Source organism: Microbispora corallina, assembly GCF_016863035.1.
Taxonomy (GTDB): Bacteria; Actinomycetota; Actinomycetes; order Streptosporangiales; family Streptosporangiaceae; genus Microbispora; species Microbispora corallina.
In genome coordinates this window covers 75,149-92,455 of the sequence record NZ_BOOC01000027.1, presented here as the reverse complement: position 1 = coordinate 92,455, position 17,307 = coordinate 75,149, and the positions used below count along the sequence as shown (strand labels likewise).

The following is a 17,307-nucleotide window of genomic DNA, read 5'->3' as shown; positions in this document are numbered from 1 at the left end:
CCGGGTCGGGATCTTAAACCCCTGTTTTGGGTAGCTATGCGGGGGTGGCTCCCCGAAAGCTCCTCGTTCTCCTCCTCGTGACGACACTGCTCGCGGCCTCCTGCGGACGGGTGGTCGAGTCCCCCTCCGCGCCCGCCCGCCGTACCCCTGCCTCTCCCTGCGACGAGAGGGGGGACACCTTCGCCGGCGACGTCAAGTTGGCCCGGTGCCTCACCGAGTGGTTCTGGGAACAGCGCTTCCAGCAGGCGGGGGAGACGTACCGGCCGATCACCAGGTTCGTCGCGTACCACGGCGAGGACGGGCCCGACTGCGGCGACCAGAAGTCGGTCCCGGACAACGCCTTCTACTGCCCATACGGCCACTTCGTCGCCTTCGACGCCACCTGGCTCCAGGAGATGTACGACCGCATGGGCGACGGCTCGGTCTACGTGGTCATCCCCCACGAACTGGGCCACGCGGTCCAGGCGCAGCTGGGCACCCGGTTCCGGTACAACGCGGAGCGTGAGCTCCAGGCCGACTGCTACGCGGGCGCCACGCTGAGCGGGCTGATCCGCGCGGGGATGATCAAGGAGGAGTCGGGCGACGAGAGCGAGCTCCTCACGAACCTGGAGGCCGCCGGGGACCCCACCGACGCCTGGTGGGCCCCCGACGCGCACGGCACCCCCGAGGAGCGGCAGACGTCCTTCGCCCAGGGTTTCAACGAGGGGCCCTCGGCCTGTTGAGGCGGCGTGACAGCATGGGCGCCGTGAACCGTGGGGGGAGGGAGCGGTGAGGCGCGCCGATCCGCTCGTCGTGTCCGCCGGTGTGCTCGCGGCGGCGAACGTGCTCAACAACCGCGTTGCCCGCCGGTGGGCGCCGCTCACGTCGGCCGCCGCGACCGCGGCGCTGCTCGCCGTCGCGCGCCGGGAGGGACTGGGCTGGGCGGAGCTGGGGTTCGGCCGGGCGCGGCGGGGCGCCGTCGTGGGCGGCGCGCTGGCCGCCGGGGTCGCCGCCGTGTACGCGACCGGGGTGGCGCTGCCGCGGACCAGGCCGCTGTTCCACGACGAGCGCGCGCTCGGGCTGTCGCGCGCGCGGGTGCTGGAGGAGGCCCTGGTGCAGGTGCCGTTCGGCACCGTGCTGCTGGAGGAGGTCGGCTTCCGCGGCGTCCTGCCCGCCCTGCTCGGGCGGGTCCTGCCGGCGGGTGCGGCGGCGGCCGCGTCCGCCGGCCTGTTCGGGCTCTGGCATGTGCTCCCGGCCCTCGACATGGCGCGGGCCAACCCCGCCCTCGGACGCCTGGCCGCCGGCGAGAGCCCCGACCTGGAGCACGCGGCGTCCGCGGCCCCGGCGAAGGCGGGAGGCGTCGGTACGGCCCGGCTGGTGGCGGGGACCGTGCTGTCCACCTCGGCCGTCGGCATGGGCTTCCACGAGCTGCGGCGGCGCGGCGGGCTGCTCGCGCCGTCGCTGCTGCACCTGGCGACCAACTCCCTCGGGTACGCGGCGGCCCGCCTGGCCGCGCGGATCGGACCGGGCAGGACCGGTCAGGAGCCGGGCCCGGGGTCGGCCAGCCCGTGACGGTACGCGTACACGACGGCCTGGGCGCGGTCGCGCAGACCCGCCTTCGCGAACAGGTTGTTGATGTGCGTCTTCACGGTCGCCTCGCTGATGAACAGCCCCGCCGCGATCTCGCCGTTCGACAGCCCCCGGGCGATCAGCCGCAGGACCTCCGCCTCGCGCGGCGTCAGCCCGTCGGGCAGCCCGTTCGCAACCGGCTGCCCGCGCGGGGGCTCCGCGGGCGGTGACGGCGGCGCGGTGGGCTCGGGGAGCGCCGTGACCGTGCGGAGCAGGCGCCCCTGGACGCCGGGGTCGAGCCGGGCGTCGCCGTTCATGACCGCGCGCACGGCCCTGGCGATCTCCTCGGCGTCGGCGTCCTTGGTGAGGAAGCCGCGGGCCCCGGCCCGCAGGGCGGCGAAGACCGACTCGTCGTCGGAGTAGGTGGTGAGGACGACCACCTGTGTGGCGGGGTGCTCGGCGCGGATCCGGCGGGTGGCCTCGACGCCGTCCATCCGCGGCATGCGCAGGTCCATCAGCACCACGTCCGGACGGCTCTCGGCGACCAGCCGCACCGCGGCCTCCCCGTCCGCCGCCGAGCCGACCACCTCGATGTCCGGCAGCAGCCCGAGCAGCAGCACCAGGCCGTCCCTTACCACCGCCTGGTCGTCGGCGACCAGCACCCGGGCCGCCGTCATGCGGGCGCCGGAACCCGGAGCCGCACCCGGAACCCCCGCCCGTCCGGCCCGGCCTCCAGCGTCCCGCCGAGAAGCTCGGCCCGCTCGCGCATGCCCACGAGTCCGTATCCTCCTCCAGGTGTGCCGGGCGCCGTCCCGGCGGGGTTGGCGACCTCGAGTTCGCAGCCGCCGTCGTCGAACGCGAGCCGTACGGCGGCGGGAGCGCCGAGGGCGTGGCGGCGGACGTTGGTGACGGCCTCCTGCGCGGTCCGGATCACGGCCAGGGCGGTCTCGGGGGGCAGGCGGCGTTCGGTGCCGCTCACCGCGACCGCGCAGTCGTGCCCGGTGGTGGCGCGGAACTCCTCGGCCAGCGCCTTGAGCGCCTCCGACAGCGGGGGCACGTCGTCCCGCAGCGCGGCCACGGCGCGGCGGGCCTCCTCGAGGCCGCTCTTGGCGAGGTCCCGGGCCCGGTCGACGCGGTCGAGCGCCTCCTGCGCCCGGTCGGCCCGCAGCAGCAGCCGCGCGCCTTCCAGATGCACGATCTGCGCCGACAGCGAATGGGCGAGGATGTCGTGGATCTCTCGGGCGATCCGGGCGCGCTCGGCCAGCACCTCCTCGCGCGCCGCCACCGCCCTGGTCTCCCTGCGCTGCCGTACGGAGTAGCCGATCAGGTACACCAGGCACGTGCTGAGGGTCAGGCTGAGGTCCCGGGTCGTGCGGCCGGTCGCCGTGGTCTGCAGAAGCAGCGCCACGAGGGCGAAGCCCACTAGCGGCAGCGAATGCCGCAAAGGGTTGCGCACCGCGGCCGTGCCCACCAGGTAGAGCAGCGCCGCGATCGCGGGCTCCGACACCGACACCCACAGCAGCGCGATCACCGCCGCGATCGACGCGTAGGAGAGCAGGAGCTTCACGGGGACGCCGAGGATGGCCGGGCCTGACGCGTCGCCGCGCATGCTCGGCAGGGCGACGGCCGCCGTGGCCGCCGCCACCGTCAGCGCGAGGCAGGCGACGGCGAGACCTGTGCCCGAGAGGCCGAAGCCGGGCCGGGTCCCGGCCTGGGCCAGGACGAACAGCACGGCGAGCCCCAGGCGCAGCACGCTCGGGCCGTCCGGATGCCGCCGCGCGGGGCGGGGCGCGCCGCCGAGTGGGGCCGTCGTCACGTCACGACGCTACCGCCGCCGCCGCGTCCCCGGGTCGTACGGCCGGGGCGGGCAGCGATCGGCCGCGCCAGGCGACGGCGAGCGCCTGCACCGCGATCGTCACCCCGACGAAGACGAGGATCGAGTTCGTCATGGAGGCCACGCCGAGGACCCGCCCGGCCGCGAACAGGGCGACGCGGGCGGCGAACGAGGCGGCCCAGGCGGCCAGCGTCCAGGCCGTGCCCCGCGACCAGGCGACGCCAGCCTGGTCGCGCCAGACGCGTACGGTCAGGGCCCGCACGACCCCGAACACCACGGCGGAGACGAGCTCGGCCACGACCAGGAGCAGGCTGAGGGCCAGGTGACGGCTGTCGACGAGGCCGCCGCCGGCCACGCCGGACACGACCAGGGCGGCGGCGACGTAGAGGATGCCCCGCCTCTCCGTGGGCCGCGTCATCGTCTGGCGGTAGATCACGAAGACGGCGGCGGCGACGGCCGGCACGAGGATGTTCGCGTCCATGCGCTCGAAGGTAGGCGCGCCCGTCGTCGCGGGGATCGGAGCCGGGGTGGAGCCGGCGGTCTCCACCCCAGGGTGGAGAAGGGACGCCCACCGGGCCGGTCGGCCGAAGCGACTGCCGGCGCTTCCGGGGTCAGCGGAAGCGCCCGCCGTCTCTTCCGGGGACGGCCGAAACGCCCGCTGCTTTTCCGAGGCCGGCCGAAGCGCCCCGCGCGCGCTTCAGGGCCGGCCGAAGCGCCCCCGGGCGGCGAGCTCGATCGTGACCACGACCGCCGCCGACTCCGCGGCCAGCAGGGCGACGAGGACGGCGAGCTGCACGGCTCCGGCGTGGACGGGATCGGAGCCGGCCAGCATCATCCCGACGAACGCGCCGGGCAGCGTGACCAGGCCCACCGTCCGGGTCTGGTCGAGCGCGGGCACGAGCGCCCGCGCGGCCGCCGGGCGGCAGATCTCCAGCGCGGCGTCCCGCGGCGGGAACCCCAGGGCGAGGGCCGCCTCGACCTCCCCCCGCCGGTGCTGGAGCTCGTCCAGCGCCCGCCGCCCGGCCAGGGACGTGGCCGTGAGGCAGCCGCCCAGCAGGATGCCGGTCACCGGGATCAGGGCGATCCCGCGCAGCGGGAGCGCGCCCGTCGCCGTCATCAGCAGCAGCACCGGCGCCGTTCCCGCCGCGATCGGCAGGGCGGCCCACAGGGCGGCCCGTCCCCGGGTGATCCGGCGCCCGGCGGTGGCGCTCGCCACGCCGTACATGACCAGCAGGAACAGCGCGACCGCGGGGAGGAGCCGGATCGCCCAGCCGATGACCAGGGAGACCAGCGCGAGCTGGACGGCGGCCCGCAGCACCGCGGTCGCGATCGCGGGCCCGTGGCCGGTCCGGCCGAGCGCGGCGACGGCGGCCCCGGCCAGCGCGAGCAGCACCACCACGACGCCGAGCAGCGGGGTGACCGGGAACAGCGTGTTCACGCCCCCGATCCTGCCCCGCCAGGCCTCGCGCTCCCACCGGCCCCCGCTCGGCCCGGCGTGGTGCTGTCACCGGTCCTGGTCGGCCTGGCGTCGCGCACCCGATTCCGCACCCCCGGCGTCCGCCGGTGGCGTGTCAGGCGGTGACGACGGCCTGGAAGGCCTCGGCGTAGGAGCCCTCGGGGAGGCCGGCGGCGGCCGCGTGGCCGGTGAGCCAGCCCTTGATCATGCCGTCCAGGTCCTCGATGCGGGACGTCTGGCTGCGGTGGGCGCGCAGGGCGGCGATCTTGCGGTCGACCGTGGCGGTGACGTCGACGTACCGGTCCGGGGTCGGGGTGCCGAGGAGCCACACCTCGCGGACGGTCCAGGCCTCCAGGCCCTCGTCGGCGAGCAGTTCGGGGAACGCGTAGGGGTTGCGGGCGTCGGGGTAGACCGCGTCGAGGGTCGCGGCGCCCACGGCCCGGTGGTCGGGGTGGCTCGGCCCGATGCGGGCGTAGTTGCGTTCGGGCGTGGAGGTCACCACGAGGTCGGGCCGCACCTGGCGGATGACGCGGGCGATGTCGCGCCGCAGGCCGAGGGTCGGCTCCACCGTGCCGTCGCCGTATCCCAGGAAGCGCAGGTCGTGCACGCCGACGCACTTGGCGGCGGCCGTCTGCTCGGCCCGGCGCAGCTCGGCCATGCCGCCGTTGTCGAGCTCGCGGTCGAAGCCGCCGGCGTCGCCGTCGGTGACGATGCAGTAGACGACCTCCGCGCCGGCGTCGGTCAGCTTCGCCACGGTCCCCGCGCCGCCGAAGTCGATGTCGTCGGGGTGCGCCGCCACCACCAGGACCCTCGTGATCTCATCCTCGTCCAGCATGGGCAGCCCCCTCCTCAGTTGTTCGGCACATCACCTTAAACGGGACTTGCCGGGCGGGAGGGCACCGGATGTCGGTGGGCGGCAATACCCTTAGGACGTGTCCACCCGAGCCGTGACCCACCCCTTGCTCGACGGCCTCAACCCGCAGCAGCGCGACGCCGTCACCCACCAGGGCAGCCCCCTGCTGATCGTCGCGGGGGCCGGCTCCGGAAAGACGCGCGTGCTCACCCACCGCATCGCCTATCTGCTGGCCGAGCGCGGGGTGCAGCCGGGGGAGATCCTCGCGATCACCTTCACCAACAAGGCGGCGCGCGAGATGAAGGAGCGGGTCGACAAGCTGATCGGGCCGCGCTCCAAGGCCATGTGGGTGATGACGTTCCACAGCGCCTGCGTGCGCATCCTGCGCCGGGAGGCCAAGCGGCTCGGCTTCACCTCCAGCTTCTCGATCTACGACCAGGCCGACTCGCAGCGGCTCATGGCGATGGTCTGCCGCGAGCTCGAACTCGACCCGAAGCGCTACCCGCCGCGGTCGTTCTCCGCGCAGGTCAGCAACCTGAAGAACGAGCTCGTCGACTACGAGACGGCCGCCGACCGCGCGCAGAGCCACCTGGAGCGCACGCTCGCCGAGGCGTACCGCACCTACCAGCGGCGGCTGACCGAGGCCGGCGCGATGGACTTCGACGACCTGATCATGCTGACGGTCACGTTGTTCCAGCTGTTCCCCGAGGTGGCCGAGCACTACCGGCGGCGGTTCCGGCACGTGATGGTCGACGAGTACCAGGACACCAACCACGCGCAGTACATGCTGATCCGCGAGCTCGTCGGGCGGCCGGAGGTGCGCACCGCGGACGGCGACGTCGTGCGCGAGGGGGTCGAGCCCGCCGAGCTGGTGGTGGTCGGCGACGCCGACCAGTCGATCTACGCCTTCCGCGGGGCGACGATCCGCAACATCCTGGAGTTCGAGCGCGACTACCCCGACGCGCGGACCATCCTCCTGGAGCAGAACTACCGCTCCACGCAGACCATCCTCAACGCGGCCAACGCCGTGATCTCCCGCAACGAGGGCCGCAAGCCGAAGAACCTCTGGTCCGACCAGGGCGCCGGGTCCAAGATCGTCGGGTACGTCGCGGACAACGAGCACGACGAGGCCATGTTCGTCGCCCAGGAGGTCGACCGGCTCACCGACGACCACGGGGTCACCCCCGGCGACGTCGCCGTCTTCTACCGCACCAACGCCGCCTCCCGGGTGTTCGAGGAGATCTTCATCCGCACCGGCCTGCCGTACAAGGTCGTGGGCGGGGTGCGGTTCTACGAGCGCAAGGAGGTCAAGGACCTGCTCGCCTACCTGCGGGTCCTGGCCAACCCGACCGACACGGTCTCGCTGCGGCGCATCCTCAACGTGCCCAAGCGCGGCATCGGCGACCGGGCCGAGGCGATGGTCGAGGCGTTCGCGAGCCGGGAGCGGATCAGCTTCTGGGAGGGCCTCCAGCGGGCCGAGGAGGCGCCCGGCCTGGCCACCCGCTCGCTCAACGCCATCAGGGACTTCGTCGCCCTCCTGCAGGACCTGCGCGCCAAGGAGCTCCCGCTGTCCGACCTCGCCGAGGAGGTGCTGAACGGCACGGGCTACCGCACGGAGCTGGAGACCTCGGGCGACCCGCAGGACGAGAGCCGCCTGGAGAACCTCAACGAGCTGATCTCGGTGGCCGCCGAGTTCGAGGAGGCCAACCCGGACGGCACGCTCGTCGACTTCCTGGAGCAGGTCTCGCTCGTCGCCGACGCCGACCAGATCCCCGAGGGCGACGACCGGGGCGGGGTCGTGACGCTGATGACCCTGCACACGGCCAAGGGCCTGGAGTTCCCGGTGGTGTTCCTCACCGGCATGGAGGACGGCGTCTTCCCCCACATGCGGTCGCTGAGCGACCCCAAGGAGCTGGAGGAGGAGCGGCGGCTGGCCTACGTGGGCATCACGCGCGCGAAGGAGCGGCTCTACCTGTCCCGGTCCGCCGTACGGTCGTCGTGGGGGGCGCCCTCGTTCAATCCGGCCTCGCGGTTCCTGTCCGAGGTGCCGGGCGACCTGCTCGACTGGCGCGGCGACCCGGCCAAGAACGCCTGGTCGGCCGCGACGACCCGGCAGACCCGGACGGCTCCCGCTCCGAAGACGGGCGGCCGGCAGATCCCCGCGCTGTCGCCGGGCGACCGGGTCTCGCACGACACGTTCGGTCTCGGCACGGTCGTCAGCGTGGACGGCGTGGCCGAGAAGTCGCGGGCGAAGATCGACTTCGGCAGCGAGGGGGAGAAGACCCTGCTGCTCGCCTACGCCCCCATCGACAAGCTCTGAGCCCCCCTTCGTACGCGGGCGCCCCCGCTCGCGAGGTGGACGAGGTGGCGGAAAACGCGGCGCCATGTCGTTTTCCGAGCGTTGCAAAACGAATAAAATCCCAGGTCAGTGGCATTTTCGTTGTCTTGCGACCGTCGCCGGTCCGGTCGCATACTGGCGTGGAGCGATGTCATTCGCGCGGGGGAGATCTGGCGCGCACGGCACTTATGGCCTGGGTATGAACACCGCCGCCGTCACCGTGTGATCGTGACGCATTCTCCGAGCGCGTGAGGAGGCTTTCGTCCTCAGACCGCCCGACCAGGGAGCGTCGCATGGACACGTCATCTCACCGTCGTCGTACGGATCTCCGGCGGGCGGCGGCGCTGTGCGTGCTGCTCGCGGCCTGCCTGGTGTTGGCGCTACAGGCGTGCGGCTCCCCGCGGCAGCATGCCAGGCCCCAGGCCACCTGGAGCAGGAACGGCCTTGTCGACGGGCAGGTCGGCGCGGTGCGGCTGCTGCACGTCCACATCCTGGCCCCGCCCATGAACGAGCAGAAGGCCGGCGACGACCTGGGGCTGTACCTGACCCTGGTCAACAACAGCGACAGGCCGCAGACGCTCGACGGCGTCAGCACAGTCCACGCCGAGCGGGTCGTCTACCGGGAAGGGCCGTCGTCCCCCCAGCAGGCCGTCGACGTGACGATCCCCCCTCACGGCGTCCTCTCCCTCCAGCAGGGCCACGACCGGCCGCACCTGGAACTCGTCGACATCCACCGCCCGCTCGGGGCCACTCCCGTCGACGTCACGTTCCGCTTCCCCACCGCGGGCACCATCACCCTGCGCATCCCCGTCCTGCCGCTGTCACGAGGGGCCGGATCGCCCACACCCGGTCACAGTTAGTCCGGGTGGCTCGGCCACGGCCGGAAGCCTCAGGCGGGGCCCTTCAGACCGGGTGACCTGAAGGGCCCGGCCGGATCAGCGCAGGAGCGCCTTCCCGGAGGTCAGGTCGCCGCCGAAGTCGATGTCGGACAGGTTCGCGACATCGTCGGCGGCGGGGGCTTGATGGAGACCCGGCCGCCCCAGCCGGTGAAGCGGGTGTCGGTCGTGACCGCTCCCGCGTCCAGCCCGACGGCCGTGCCGGGGTAGCTGCTGACGATCCGGGTGACCAGGCCCTTCGCGGTGACATACAGCTTCCAGGTCACCTGGCTCTTCGCCTTGGCGCCGGTCGGCTTCCTGCCGATCTGGGTGCTGCGGAACCACTTCGACACCTTCCACAGCTGCGCGAAGGTGACGCGGCCGGAGTAGACGCCGGAGCCCTTCTTCGCCGTGGAGAGCAGCGTCTTCAGCGTCGCCGGCTCCGTTACGCCCACGATCTGGCCGAACATGCTGGACATGCCGGCCGGCGGACCGGAGGGGTACTTCAGCCAGTAGAGGCGGAGGCGCTCGTCGCCGCGACCGGCGCCAGGAGCGCGGCCGTGGCGAGGCAGGCCAATGCCAGGAAGGGTCGCTTCAAGGGGGGTTCCTCCCGTAAGTGGCTCTTGCAGGTCAAGAGCGACCCGGGCATTTTCCGACGCGTGATCACGCCGGAGTCACGAAAATCTACATTCGGTGTCGGCAAGGGTCGATCACCGGACGATTCCCATCGACGGCCGTGACGGATGCGCCGGCGCCGCCGCGCCGGTGACCGGCCACCCGGCTGGTGGCCGGTCACCGCATCAGGTAAGGATGTGGGACGGGCACCATCTGGGAGGTCTGCATGGAAGGCAGGATTCGGGTCGTCGTCGCCAAGCCGGGGCTCGACGGGCACGACCGCGGGGTCAAGGTCGTGGCCAGGGCGCTGCGCGACGCCGGCATGGAGGTGATCTACACGGGACTGCACCAGACGCCCGAGCAGATCGTGCAGACCGCGATCCAGGAGGACGCGGCGGCCATCGGGTTGTCGATTCTCTCCGGGGCCCACATGACGCTGTTCGCCCGCTTGCTGGAGGTGCTGCGCGAGCAGGGCGCCGAGGACGTGGTCGTGTTCGGCGGCGGCATCATCCCGGACGCCGACATCCCGGAGCTCGAGAAGATGGGCGTGGCGAAGATCTTCACGCCCGGCGCCACCACCCAGGAGATCGTCGAGTGGGTGCGTGCGGCGGTGCCCGCCACGGTTTAGGGCATTTTGCCCAACCTTGCCGTAATTCCCGTGCCGTTGGCAAGGCATGACCAGGACCCGATGACCGGGTCAGGCCCCGGCGGGGGCTAGGCTTCATGCGCGGAACCGCCGGGCGGGACGACGGCGCCCGGCCTCGACATCTAAAGGGACGGACCCTCGTGGACCTGTTCGAACATCAGGCGAAGGAGCTCTTCGCGGAGTACGGCATCCCGGTGCCGCGCGGAATCGTCGCGCACACCGCGGAGGAGGCGCGGGCGGCTGCCGAGCAGCTGACGGGCCGGGTTGTCGTCAAGGCCCAAGTCAAGACCGGCGGCCGGGGCAAGGCCGGCGGCGTGAAGGTGGCCGACGACGCCGCCGACGCGTACGAGAAGGCGAGCACGATCCTCGGCATGGACATCAAGGGCCACACGGTCCACAAGGTCCTGATCGAGGAGGCCAGCCAGATCGCGGAGGAGTACTACTTCTCCTTCCTCCTCGACCGCGCCAACCGGACCTTCCTCGCCATCTGCTCGGCGTCCGGCGGCATGGACATCGAAGAGGTCGCGCACACCGCTCCGGAGAAGGTCGCCAAGATCCCGGTCAGCCCGATCACGGGTGTCGACCGCGCCAGGGCCCGCGAGATCGCGCAGGCCGGCGGCCTGCCGCAGCAGGCGCTCGACGGCGCCGCGGAGCTCATCGAGAAGCTCTGGGCCGTGTTCGTCGACGAGGACGCCTCGCTGGTCGAGGTCAACCCGATGATCCTGTCGGCCGACGGCCAGGTGAAGGCCCTCGACGGCAAGGTCACCCTCGACGAGAACGCGAACTTCCGCCAGGCCGAGCACCAGGCCTACGTCGACAAGGCCGCCGAGGACCCGCTCGAGGCGAAGGCCAAGGAGAAGCACCTCAACTACGTCAAGCTGGACGGCACGGTCGGCATCATCGGCAACGGCGCCGGCCTGGTCATGTCCACCCTGGACGTCGTGGCGTACGCGGGCGAGGCCTTCCCGGGCCAGCCGCGGCCGGCGAACTTCCTCGACATCGGCGGCGGCGCGTCGGCCGAGGTCATGGCGAACGGCCTGGAGATCATCCTGTCCGACCCGTCGGTCAAGTCGGTCTTCGTGAACGTCTTCGGCGGCATCACCGCCTGCGACGCGGTCGCCAACGGCATCGTCTCCGCGTTCAACCTGCTGAAGAGCCGGGGCGAGGACGTGACCCACCCGCTGGTCGTCCGCCTGGACGGCAACAACGCCGCCCTCGGGCGGCAGATCCTCGCCGACGCGGGCCTCCCGCGCGTCGAGCTTGTGGACACCATGGACGAAGCGGCCAAGCGCGCCGCCGAGCTCGCAGCGGTAGGTGCGTAATGGCCATCTGGCTCACCGAGAACAGCAAGATCATCGTTCAGGGCATGACCGGCGCGGAGGGCACCAAGCACACCCGCCGCATGCTCGCGGCCGGCGCGAAGGTCGTCGGCGGTGTGAACGCCCGCAAGGCCGGCACCGTGCACGAGGGCCTGCCCGTCTTCGGAACGGTCGCCGAGGCGATCGAGAAGACCGGCGCCGACGTGTCGGTCGTGTTCGTGCCCCCGGCGTTCACCAAGGACGCGGTGCGGGAGGCCATCGACGCCGAGATCCCGCTCTGCGTCGTCATCACCGAGGGCGTCCCGGTGCACGACACCACCGAGTTCTGGGCGTACGCCGTCTCCAAGGGCAACACGACCCGCATCATCGGTCCCAACTGCCCCGGCATCGCCTCGCCCGGCGCGTCGAACGCCGGCATCATCCCGGCGGACATCACCACGCCCGGCCGCATCGGCCTGGTGTCCAAGTCGGGCACGCTGACCTACCAGCTCATGTACGAGCTGCGTGACCACGGCTTCTCCACGGCCGTGGGCATCGGCGGCGACCCGGTCATCGGCACCACCCACATCGATGCCCTCCAGGCGTTCCAGGAGGACCCGGACACCGACGCCATCGTCATGATCGGCGAGATCGGCGGCGACGCCGAGGAGCGGGCCGCGGCCTTCATCGACGAGCACGTGACCAAGCCCGTCGTCGCGTACGTGGCCGGTTTCACCGCGCCCGAGGGCAAGACCATGGGTCACGCCGGCGCGATCGTCTCCGGTTCCGCCGGCACCGCGCAGGCCAAGAAGGAGGCCCTGGAGAAGGTCGGCGTCCGCGTCGGCCGGACCCCCAGCGAGACCGCCCGCCTCATGCGGGAGATCATGCAGTCGCGCTGACGCATCGCGCGTCCGCGAGGGCACCGCGTCGTTCGCGACCCCGCACCCGTGCCCGGGTGCGGGGTCGCGGCCGTTTCCGGGGACCCCGCGGCCGTACGGCGGGCGGGGTGGGGTACCGCCTCGACTTACCGCGCGAGCCGCGAGGCGCGCCGAGGTGAACCGGACGGCGTGGCGCCACGGAAGGAGCGGCCGCGGCTGGGAGGATGGGGTAGCGTGACGGGTCTTCTCGATCAGCTCCGGACCGCCCCCCGTGCCGTCCTCAGCCGCCTCCCCCTCGGCGACGAGGAGGAGACCCGCCGTCCGCTCCCCGTCTCCGGCATGCTGGCCGCGGTCGCCACCCTCGGCGTCGGCCTCGCCGTCCTCACCACGCTCACGCTCGTCGGCTGGATCGCCGCGCCGCGCACCCCGCTGGGGGAGGGGCTCGCCGGGGTCTTCCGTACGGCGTGCCAGCTGTGGCTCGCCGCCCACCACGCGGGCTTCGCCATCCCCGGCGGCCGGGTCGGCCTGCTGCCCCTCGGGCTGATGGTGCTGCCCGGGACGCTGCTCTACCGGGCCGGTTTGTGGATGGCCCGCGACGCCGACCTGCGCGTGCGCATGCCCGCCCGGCTCCCCAAGGGCACCCCGCGGGACGTGGAGAACGCCCGCCGCCGCGCCCAGCTCGTGCTGGTCGCCCAGGCCGGGATCTCGCTGGCCGCGCCGTACGCGCTGCTGGCGGGGGTGATCGCGCTCGTCGCGCGCAACGAGGTCACCCAGCCGTTCATCGGCGAGGCCCTGGCCAGCCACCTGGTTCTGGCGTTCGTCGCCGGCTCGGTGGCCACGGTGCGGACGATCGGGCCCTGGCGGTCGATGCTGCGCCTGCTCCCGGAGCGTCCCCGGTCGGTCGTCGTGGGGACGGCGGCGGCCCTGTCGCTGCTGCTCGTGGCCGGCGCGGTGCTCGTCGTCGTCGCCGTCGTGCTGAACTTCGGGGAGATCCAGGAGCTGTCCGGAATGCTCAGCCCCGGGCTGGTCGGCGGGCTGCTGCTCCTGCTCGTGGAGTGCCTCTACCTCTGCAACGCCGTGATCTGGGGGATGGCGTACATCTCGGGGCCGGGGTTCGCCGTCGGCACCGGGACGCTGGTGGCGCCCACGGGCGTCAAGCTGAGCGCGGTCCCCACGCTGCCGCTGCTGGGCGCGCTCCCGTCACCCGGGCCCTCGCCCACGTGGGTCATGGCGGTGATCGCCGTGCCGTTCGCCGCGGGGGCGGTGGCGGGCGTGCTGGTGGCGAGGATCGCGCCGACGCCGACGATCGAGGCGGCGCCGCTGTGGGGGTTCGTCTGCGGGCTGTGCTCGGGCGCCGCGGCGGGGGTGCTGGCGGCGCTGTCGGGCGGGCCGCTCGGCGGCGCCCGGCTGTCGGCGGTCGGCCCGTCGCCGTGGGAGGTCGCCCTCTCGGTGGCGCTGGAGGTCGGCGTGGCCGCCGGCATCTCGGCCGGGATCGCCAACTGGTGGCTGATCTCCCGCCGCCCCGCGGCCGCGCCCGAGCCGGTCAAGAAGGCGGGCGCGGCGATAGCCAAGGCGGCCGGGCGGGTCCGGCCGCCGAAGGGCCGGGTCCTGCCCGGGCACTGGCTCGACGCCACCGAGGCCGACACCCAGCCCATCCCGGTCGTCCGGGACGACTGGACCGACGAGCACGCCGCGGCCGCGGCGGAGACGTTCGAGCCGGGCGCCGCGGCGGCCGGCCGCGCACCCGCCCCGGCTCGTCCGGAGGACCGGTCCGAGCCGCCGCGCGCGCCGCGACGGGACATCGTCGACGAGACCGACGACCGCGGGGGCCACGTGATCTACGTGGACCCGTACGCCTGGGACCGCGACTGACCACACCCCGCCGCCGGGCTGCACGGAGTCACGGCCGCCAGGGAGGCGCGGGGTCAGGAGGGCGCCGGGATGCCGGACGGCCAGGCGACTCCGAGCTTTTTCTCGAACGACTTCATCAGCTGGTCCGAGCACTCCTGCCGGGCCTCCACGGTGCCGGCGCCCTTCCTGCACTCGGTGTAGGCCGACAGCTCCGAGGAGAAGTACAGCTGGAAGACGGTGGTGATCGCGCCGAGCATGAACGCCACCGACGAGATCACCACGGCGCCGGTCGCCATGCCGATCCGCTGGCGCCGCTGCTGCAGGGACCGAAGGTCCCGGACGCCTACGATGATCGCGAAGATGGACAGCGCCAGCCCCGCCGCGGGGAGCACCAGCGTGAAGACCAGCGCCATGATGGCGATGGTGAGGGCCCTGCGGCCTCCGGTCTCAGGGGCCGTCATCTGAAGGGGTGTGGTCACGGTCTCCTCGCCTCGCGTTTCCTCAGCCCGGGCCGTCGTGGGGCACGGGGGGTGGCGCCGGATACCCTTTACCTGCGTCGAGGGGAACCTCTGCGCCGACCACCTTACGGAACCATCTCCCGGTAATCACCTGCAAAACGAAGCCTGCTCACGAAGGAGTTCCGCCCTGTCCTTCCGGCTCGTGGTCCTCGTCTCGGGTTCGGGGACCAACCTACAAGCCCTGCTGGACGCCTCCGCCTCCGACGCCTACGGCGCGAGGGTCGTCGCCGTGGGCGCCGACCGCGACGGCGTGGAGGGTCTCGCCCGCGCCGAGCGTGCCGGGGTGCCCACGTTCGTGGAGCGGCTCCGGGACCATCCCGGCCGGGACGAATGGGACGAGAGCCTGGCCGCCAGGATCGCCGAGCACAAGCCTGACCTGGTGGTCTCGGCCGGGTTCATGAAGATCCTCGGACCTGGGGTGCTGGCCTCGGCGCCCGTCGTCAACACGCATCCCGCTCTGCTGCCCGCGTTCCCCGGCGCCCATGCCGTGCGGGACGCGCTCGCGTACGGGGTCCGCGTCACCGGCTGCACCGTCCACCTGGTCGACGCCGGGGTGGACACGGGCCCGGTGATCGCGCAGGAGGCCGTCGCCGTACGGGACGGGGACGACGAGGAGACCCTGCACGAGCGGATCAAGCAGGTCGAGCGCGGGCTGCTCGTCGATGTCGTCGGCCGGATGGCCCGAGAGGGCTGGACCGTGACCGGACGGACCGTTCGCCTCGGATCCCGGGGACCGGTCCCAGTGAAGCCAGAGACGGAAGGAAGGACCACGACGTGACCCGCATCGCCATCCGGCGCGCGCTGATCGCGGTATACGACAAGACCGGGCTGGAGGACCTGGCCCGTGGGCTCGAGGCCGCGGGCGTGGAGATCGTCTCGACCGGCGGCACGGCCGCCGCGATCGCCTCTTTCGGCGTGCCGGTCACCAAGGTCGAGTCACTCACCGGCTTCCCCGAGTGCCTGGACGGCCGGGTGAAGACCCTGCACCCGCGGGTCCACGCCGGGCTGCTGGCCGACGGGGAGAACCCCTCCCACGTCAAGCAGCTGGAAGAACTGGAGATCGAGCCGTTCCAGCTCGCGGTGGTGAACCTCTACCCGTTCGCCGCCACGGTCGCCTCCGGCGCCACCGACGCCGAGTGCGTCGAGCAGATCGACATCGGCGGGCCGGCCATGATCCGCGCCGCGGCCAAGAACCACAGCACCGTGGCGGTCGTCGTCGACCCGGGGGCGTACGGGGAGGTGCTCGCCGCCGTCGGCGAGGGCGGCTTCACGCTGACCGACCGGAGGCGGCTGGCGGCCGTCGCCTACGCCCACACCGCGTCCTACGACGTCGCCGTGGCGTCCTGGTTCGCCAACGTGTACGCCCCCGAGGGGGACTGGCCGTCGTTCATGGGCGCGACCTGGGGGCTGAAGACGCCCCTGCGGTACGGCGAGAACCCCCACCAGCGGGCGGCTCTCTACGGCGGGCAGGGCGACGGCCTCGCCACGGCCGAGCAGTTGCACGGCAAGGAGATGTCCTACAACAACTACGTGGACGCCGACGCCGCGTGGCGGGCGGCCTGGGACTTCGACCAGCCGTGCGTGGCGATCATCAAGCACGCCAACCCCTGCGGCATCGCGGTCGGCGCCGACGTCACCGAGGCCCACCGCAAGGCGCACGAGTGCGACCCGGTGTCCGCGTACGGCGGGGTGATCGCGGTCAACCGCGAGGTCACCCGGGAGCTGGCCGAGCAGATCGCGCCGATCTTCACCGAGGTCGTCGTGGCGCCGTCGTTCGCGCAGGACGCCCTGGCCGTGTTGCGGGAGAAGAAGAACATCCGGCTGCTCGCCTGCCCGCAGGGCCCGGCCAACGCGGCCGAGTTCCGCCGGATCGACGGCGGGCTGCTCGTCCAGACGGTCGACCGGGCGGACGCCCCGGGGGACGACCCGTCCACCTGGGAGCTGAAGACGGGCGAGCCGGCCTCGCCGGAGGTGCTGGCCGACCTGGCGTTCGCGTGGCGGGCCTGCCGTTCGGTCAAGTCGAACGCCATCCTGCTGGCCTCCGGCGGCGCGACCGTGGGCGTGGGCATGGGACAGGTCAACCGGGTCGACTCGGCCCGCCTCGCGGTCTCCCGTGCGGGCGAGCGGGCCGCCGGTTCCGTCGGCGCCTCGGACGCCTACTTCCCGTTCCCCGACGGGCTGCAGGTCCTCGCCGAGGCCGGGGTGAAGGCGATCGTCGAGCCGGGCGGCTCGATCCGGGACGATCAGGTCGTCGAGGCCGCCAAGGAGGCGGGCATCACGCTCTACTTCACCGGCACCCGGCACTTCTTCCACTAGGGACTGTACGGGGTTCGGATCTTCAAGCCAGGAGGCTTCGGATCCACCCGATGGCTGTTGCGTTCTTTGTGCAGCTGTGGATCGCGGCTGATCGGCGGCCGCCGCAGGGCCTGTGTTCCTTGCGGTCGGCCGCCGCTTTGTCCGGAATCACCGCGCGGACACGGCCGGCTGCTCGGGCCCCGGGGGCAGTTCGAAGCCCGGGAGCTGCCCGGAAACCCAACGCGCAACGAAAGGTTGCGTTGATGGGGTGTGCCGGATAAGCTGACGTGCAACCGTTAGTT

At 72.7% G+C, this 17,307-nt stretch carries 17 protein-coding genes; 10 read left to right on the top strand and 7 right to left on the bottom strand.

Annotated features, from left to right (window positions below):
- The first annotated feature begins 77 nt into the window (after nt 1-77).
- Nucleotides 78-722 (top strand): neutral zinc metallopeptidase, encoded by a 645-nt coding sequence (locus Mco01_RS24705; protein ID WP_204059288.1) that lies wholly within the window; start codon nt 78-80, stop codon nt 720-722.
- 46 nt (nt 723-768) lie between these two features.
- Entirely contained in the window at nt 769-1,551 is a 783-nt protein-coding gene (locus Mco01_RS24700; protein ID WP_204059287.1) for a CPBP family glutamic-type intramembrane protease, read from the top strand.
- Here Mco01_RS24700 and Mco01_RS24695 read toward each other — a convergent pair.
- From Mco01_RS24695 to Mco01_RS24675, 5 genes are all read right to left on the bottom strand, one after another.
- On the bottom strand, nt 1,518-2,225 hold the full coding sequence (locus Mco01_RS24695) for a response regulator transcription factor (RefSeq protein ID WP_204059286.1): 708 nt from the start codon (nt 2,223-2,225) through the stop codon (nt 1,518-1,520). The genes Mco01_RS24700 and Mco01_RS24695 overlap by 34 nt on opposite strands.
- Entirely contained in the window at nt 2,222-3,364 is a 1,143-nt protein-coding gene (locus tag Mco01_RS24690) for a sensor histidine kinase (RefSeq protein WP_204059285.1), read from the bottom strand. The genes Mco01_RS24695 and Mco01_RS24690 overlap by 4 nt, the downstream gene beginning before the upstream one ends.
- 1 nt (nt 3,365) lies before the next feature.
- Nucleotides 3,366-3,863, bottom strand: coding sequence for a hypothetical protein (locus Mco01_RS24685; protein WP_204059284.1), 498 nt, complete (start codon nt 3,861-3,863; stop codon nt 3,366-3,368).
- Between the two features lie 216 nt (nt 3,864-4,079).
- Nucleotides 4,080-4,820: an ABC transporter permease gene (locus Mco01_RS24680; protein WP_239103887.1), complete on the bottom strand. Its 741-nt coding sequence runs from the start codon at nt 4,818-4,820 to the stop codon at nt 4,080-4,082.
- Nucleotides 4,821-4,953: 133 nt separating this feature from the next.
- A complete protein-coding gene (locus tag Mco01_RS24675; protein ID WP_204059283.1) occupies nt 4,954-5,673 on the bottom strand; it encodes a PIG-L deacetylase family protein in 720 nt (239 codons plus the stop codon).
- Nucleotides 5,674-5,770: 97 nt separating this feature from the next.
- Here Mco01_RS24675 and pcrA point away from each other — a divergent pair, with 97 nt between their 5' ends.
- Nucleotides 5,771-8,011 (top strand): DNA helicase PcrA, encoded by a 2,241-nt coding sequence (gene pcrA, locus Mco01_RS24670; RefSeq protein ID WP_486348082.1) that lies wholly within the window; start codon nt 5,771-5,773, stop codon nt 8,009-8,011.
- 311 nt (nt 8,012-8,322) lie between these two features.
- Nucleotides 8,323-8,889 carry a copper chaperone PCu(A)C gene (locus Mco01_RS24665; RefSeq protein ID WP_204059282.1) on the top strand — a complete coding sequence of 189 codons (567 nt, stop codon included), beginning with the start codon at nt 8,323-8,325 and terminating at the stop codon, nt 8,887-8,889.
- Nucleotides 8,890-8,990: 101 nt separating this feature from the next.
- Here Mco01_RS24665 and Mco01_RS24660 read toward each other — a convergent pair whose 3' ends face one another.
- Nucleotides 8,991-9,383: a hypothetical protein gene (locus Mco01_RS24660; protein ID WP_204059281.1), complete on the bottom strand. Its 393-nt coding sequence runs from the start codon at nt 9,381-9,383 to the stop codon at nt 8,991-8,993.
- Between the two features lie 362 nt (nt 9,384-9,745).
- Between Mco01_RS24660 and icmB the strand changes: the two genes are divergently transcribed.
- From icmB to Mco01_RS24640, 4 genes are all read left to right on the top strand, one after another.
- Nucleotides 9,746-10,147, top strand: coding sequence for a coenzyme B12-dependent isobutyryl CoA mutase small subunit (icmB, locus tag Mco01_RS24655; RefSeq protein WP_204059280.1), 402 nt, complete (start codon nt 9,746-9,748; stop codon nt 10,145-10,147).
- A 158-nt stretch (nt 10,148-10,305) separates the two neighbouring features.
- Nucleotides 10,306-11,487, top strand: a complete 1,182-nt coding sequence (sucC, locus tag Mco01_RS24650) for an ADP-forming succinate--CoA ligase subunit beta (protein ID WP_204059279.1) — start codon at nt 10,306-10,308, stop codon at nt 11,485-11,487.
- Nucleotides 11,487-12,362 (top strand): succinate--CoA ligase subunit alpha, encoded by an 876-nt coding sequence (gene sucD, locus Mco01_RS24645; protein ID WP_036328350.1) that lies wholly within the window; start codon nt 11,487-11,489, stop codon nt 12,360-12,362. The genes sucC and sucD overlap by 1 nt, the downstream gene beginning before the upstream one ends.
- Before the next feature lie 213 nt (nt 12,363-12,575).
- Entirely contained in the window at nt 12,576-14,213 is a 1,638-nt protein-coding gene (locus Mco01_RS24640; protein ID WP_204059278.1) for a cell division protein PerM, read from the top strand.
- 53 nt (nt 14,214-14,266) lie between these two features.
- Here the strand turns inward: Mco01_RS24640 and Mco01_RS24635 are convergent, their stop codons facing one another.
- Nucleotides 14,267-14,671 (bottom strand): hypothetical protein, encoded by a 405-nt coding sequence (locus Mco01_RS24635; protein WP_204059277.1) that lies wholly within the window; start codon nt 14,669-14,671, stop codon nt 14,267-14,269.
- Between the two features lie 166 nt (nt 14,672-14,837).
- Between Mco01_RS24635 and purN the strand changes: the two genes are divergently transcribed.
- Nucleotides 14,838-15,488 carry a phosphoribosylglycinamide formyltransferase gene (purN, locus tag Mco01_RS24630; RefSeq protein ID WP_204059349.1) on the top strand — a complete coding sequence of 217 codons (651 nt, stop codon included), beginning with the start codon at nt 14,838-14,840 and terminating at the stop codon, nt 15,486-15,488.
- Complete coding sequence (purH, locus tag Mco01_RS24625) at nt 15,485-17,026, top strand: bifunctional phosphoribosylaminoimidazolecarboxamide formyltransferase/IMP cyclohydrolase (RefSeq protein WP_204059276.1); 1,542 nt, start codon at nt 15,485-15,487, stop codon at nt 17,024-17,026. Before purN ends, purH begins: the two co-directional genes overlap by 4 nt.
- Nucleotides 17,027-17,307 lie beyond the last annotated feature (281 nt).

What these genes read in the sequence shown, in the direction of transcription:
- Mco01_RS24695 (WP_204059286.1), bottom strand. Translation starts at nt 2,225, where the DNA reads ATGACGGCGGCCCGGGTGCTGGTCGCCGACGACCAGGCGGTGGTAAGG.
- Mco01_RS24685 (WP_204059284.1), bottom strand. Translation starts at nt 3,863, where the DNA reads ATGGACGCGAACATCCTCGTGCCGGCCGTCGCCGCCGCCGTCTTCGTG.
- Mco01_RS24675 (WP_204059283.1), bottom strand. Translation starts at nt 5,673, where the DNA reads ATGCTGGACGAGGATGAGATCACGAGGGTCCTGGTGGTGGCGGCGCAC.
- Mco01_RS24665 (WP_204059282.1), top strand. Translation starts at nt 8,323, where the DNA reads ATGGACACGTCATCTCACCGTCGTCGTACGGATCTCCGGCGGGCGGCG.
- Mco01_RS24660 (WP_204059281.1), bottom strand. Translation starts at nt 9,383, where the DNA reads ATGTCCAGCATGTTCGGCCAGATCGTGGGCGTAACGGAGCCGGCGACG.
- icmB (WP_204059280.1), top strand. Translation starts at nt 9,746, where the DNA reads ATGGAAGGCAGGATTCGGGTCGTCGTCGCCAAGCCGGGGCTCGACGGG.
- sucD (WP_036328350.1), top strand. Translation starts at nt 11,487, where the DNA reads ATGGCCATCTGGCTCACCGAGAACAGCAAGATCATCGTTCAGGGCATG.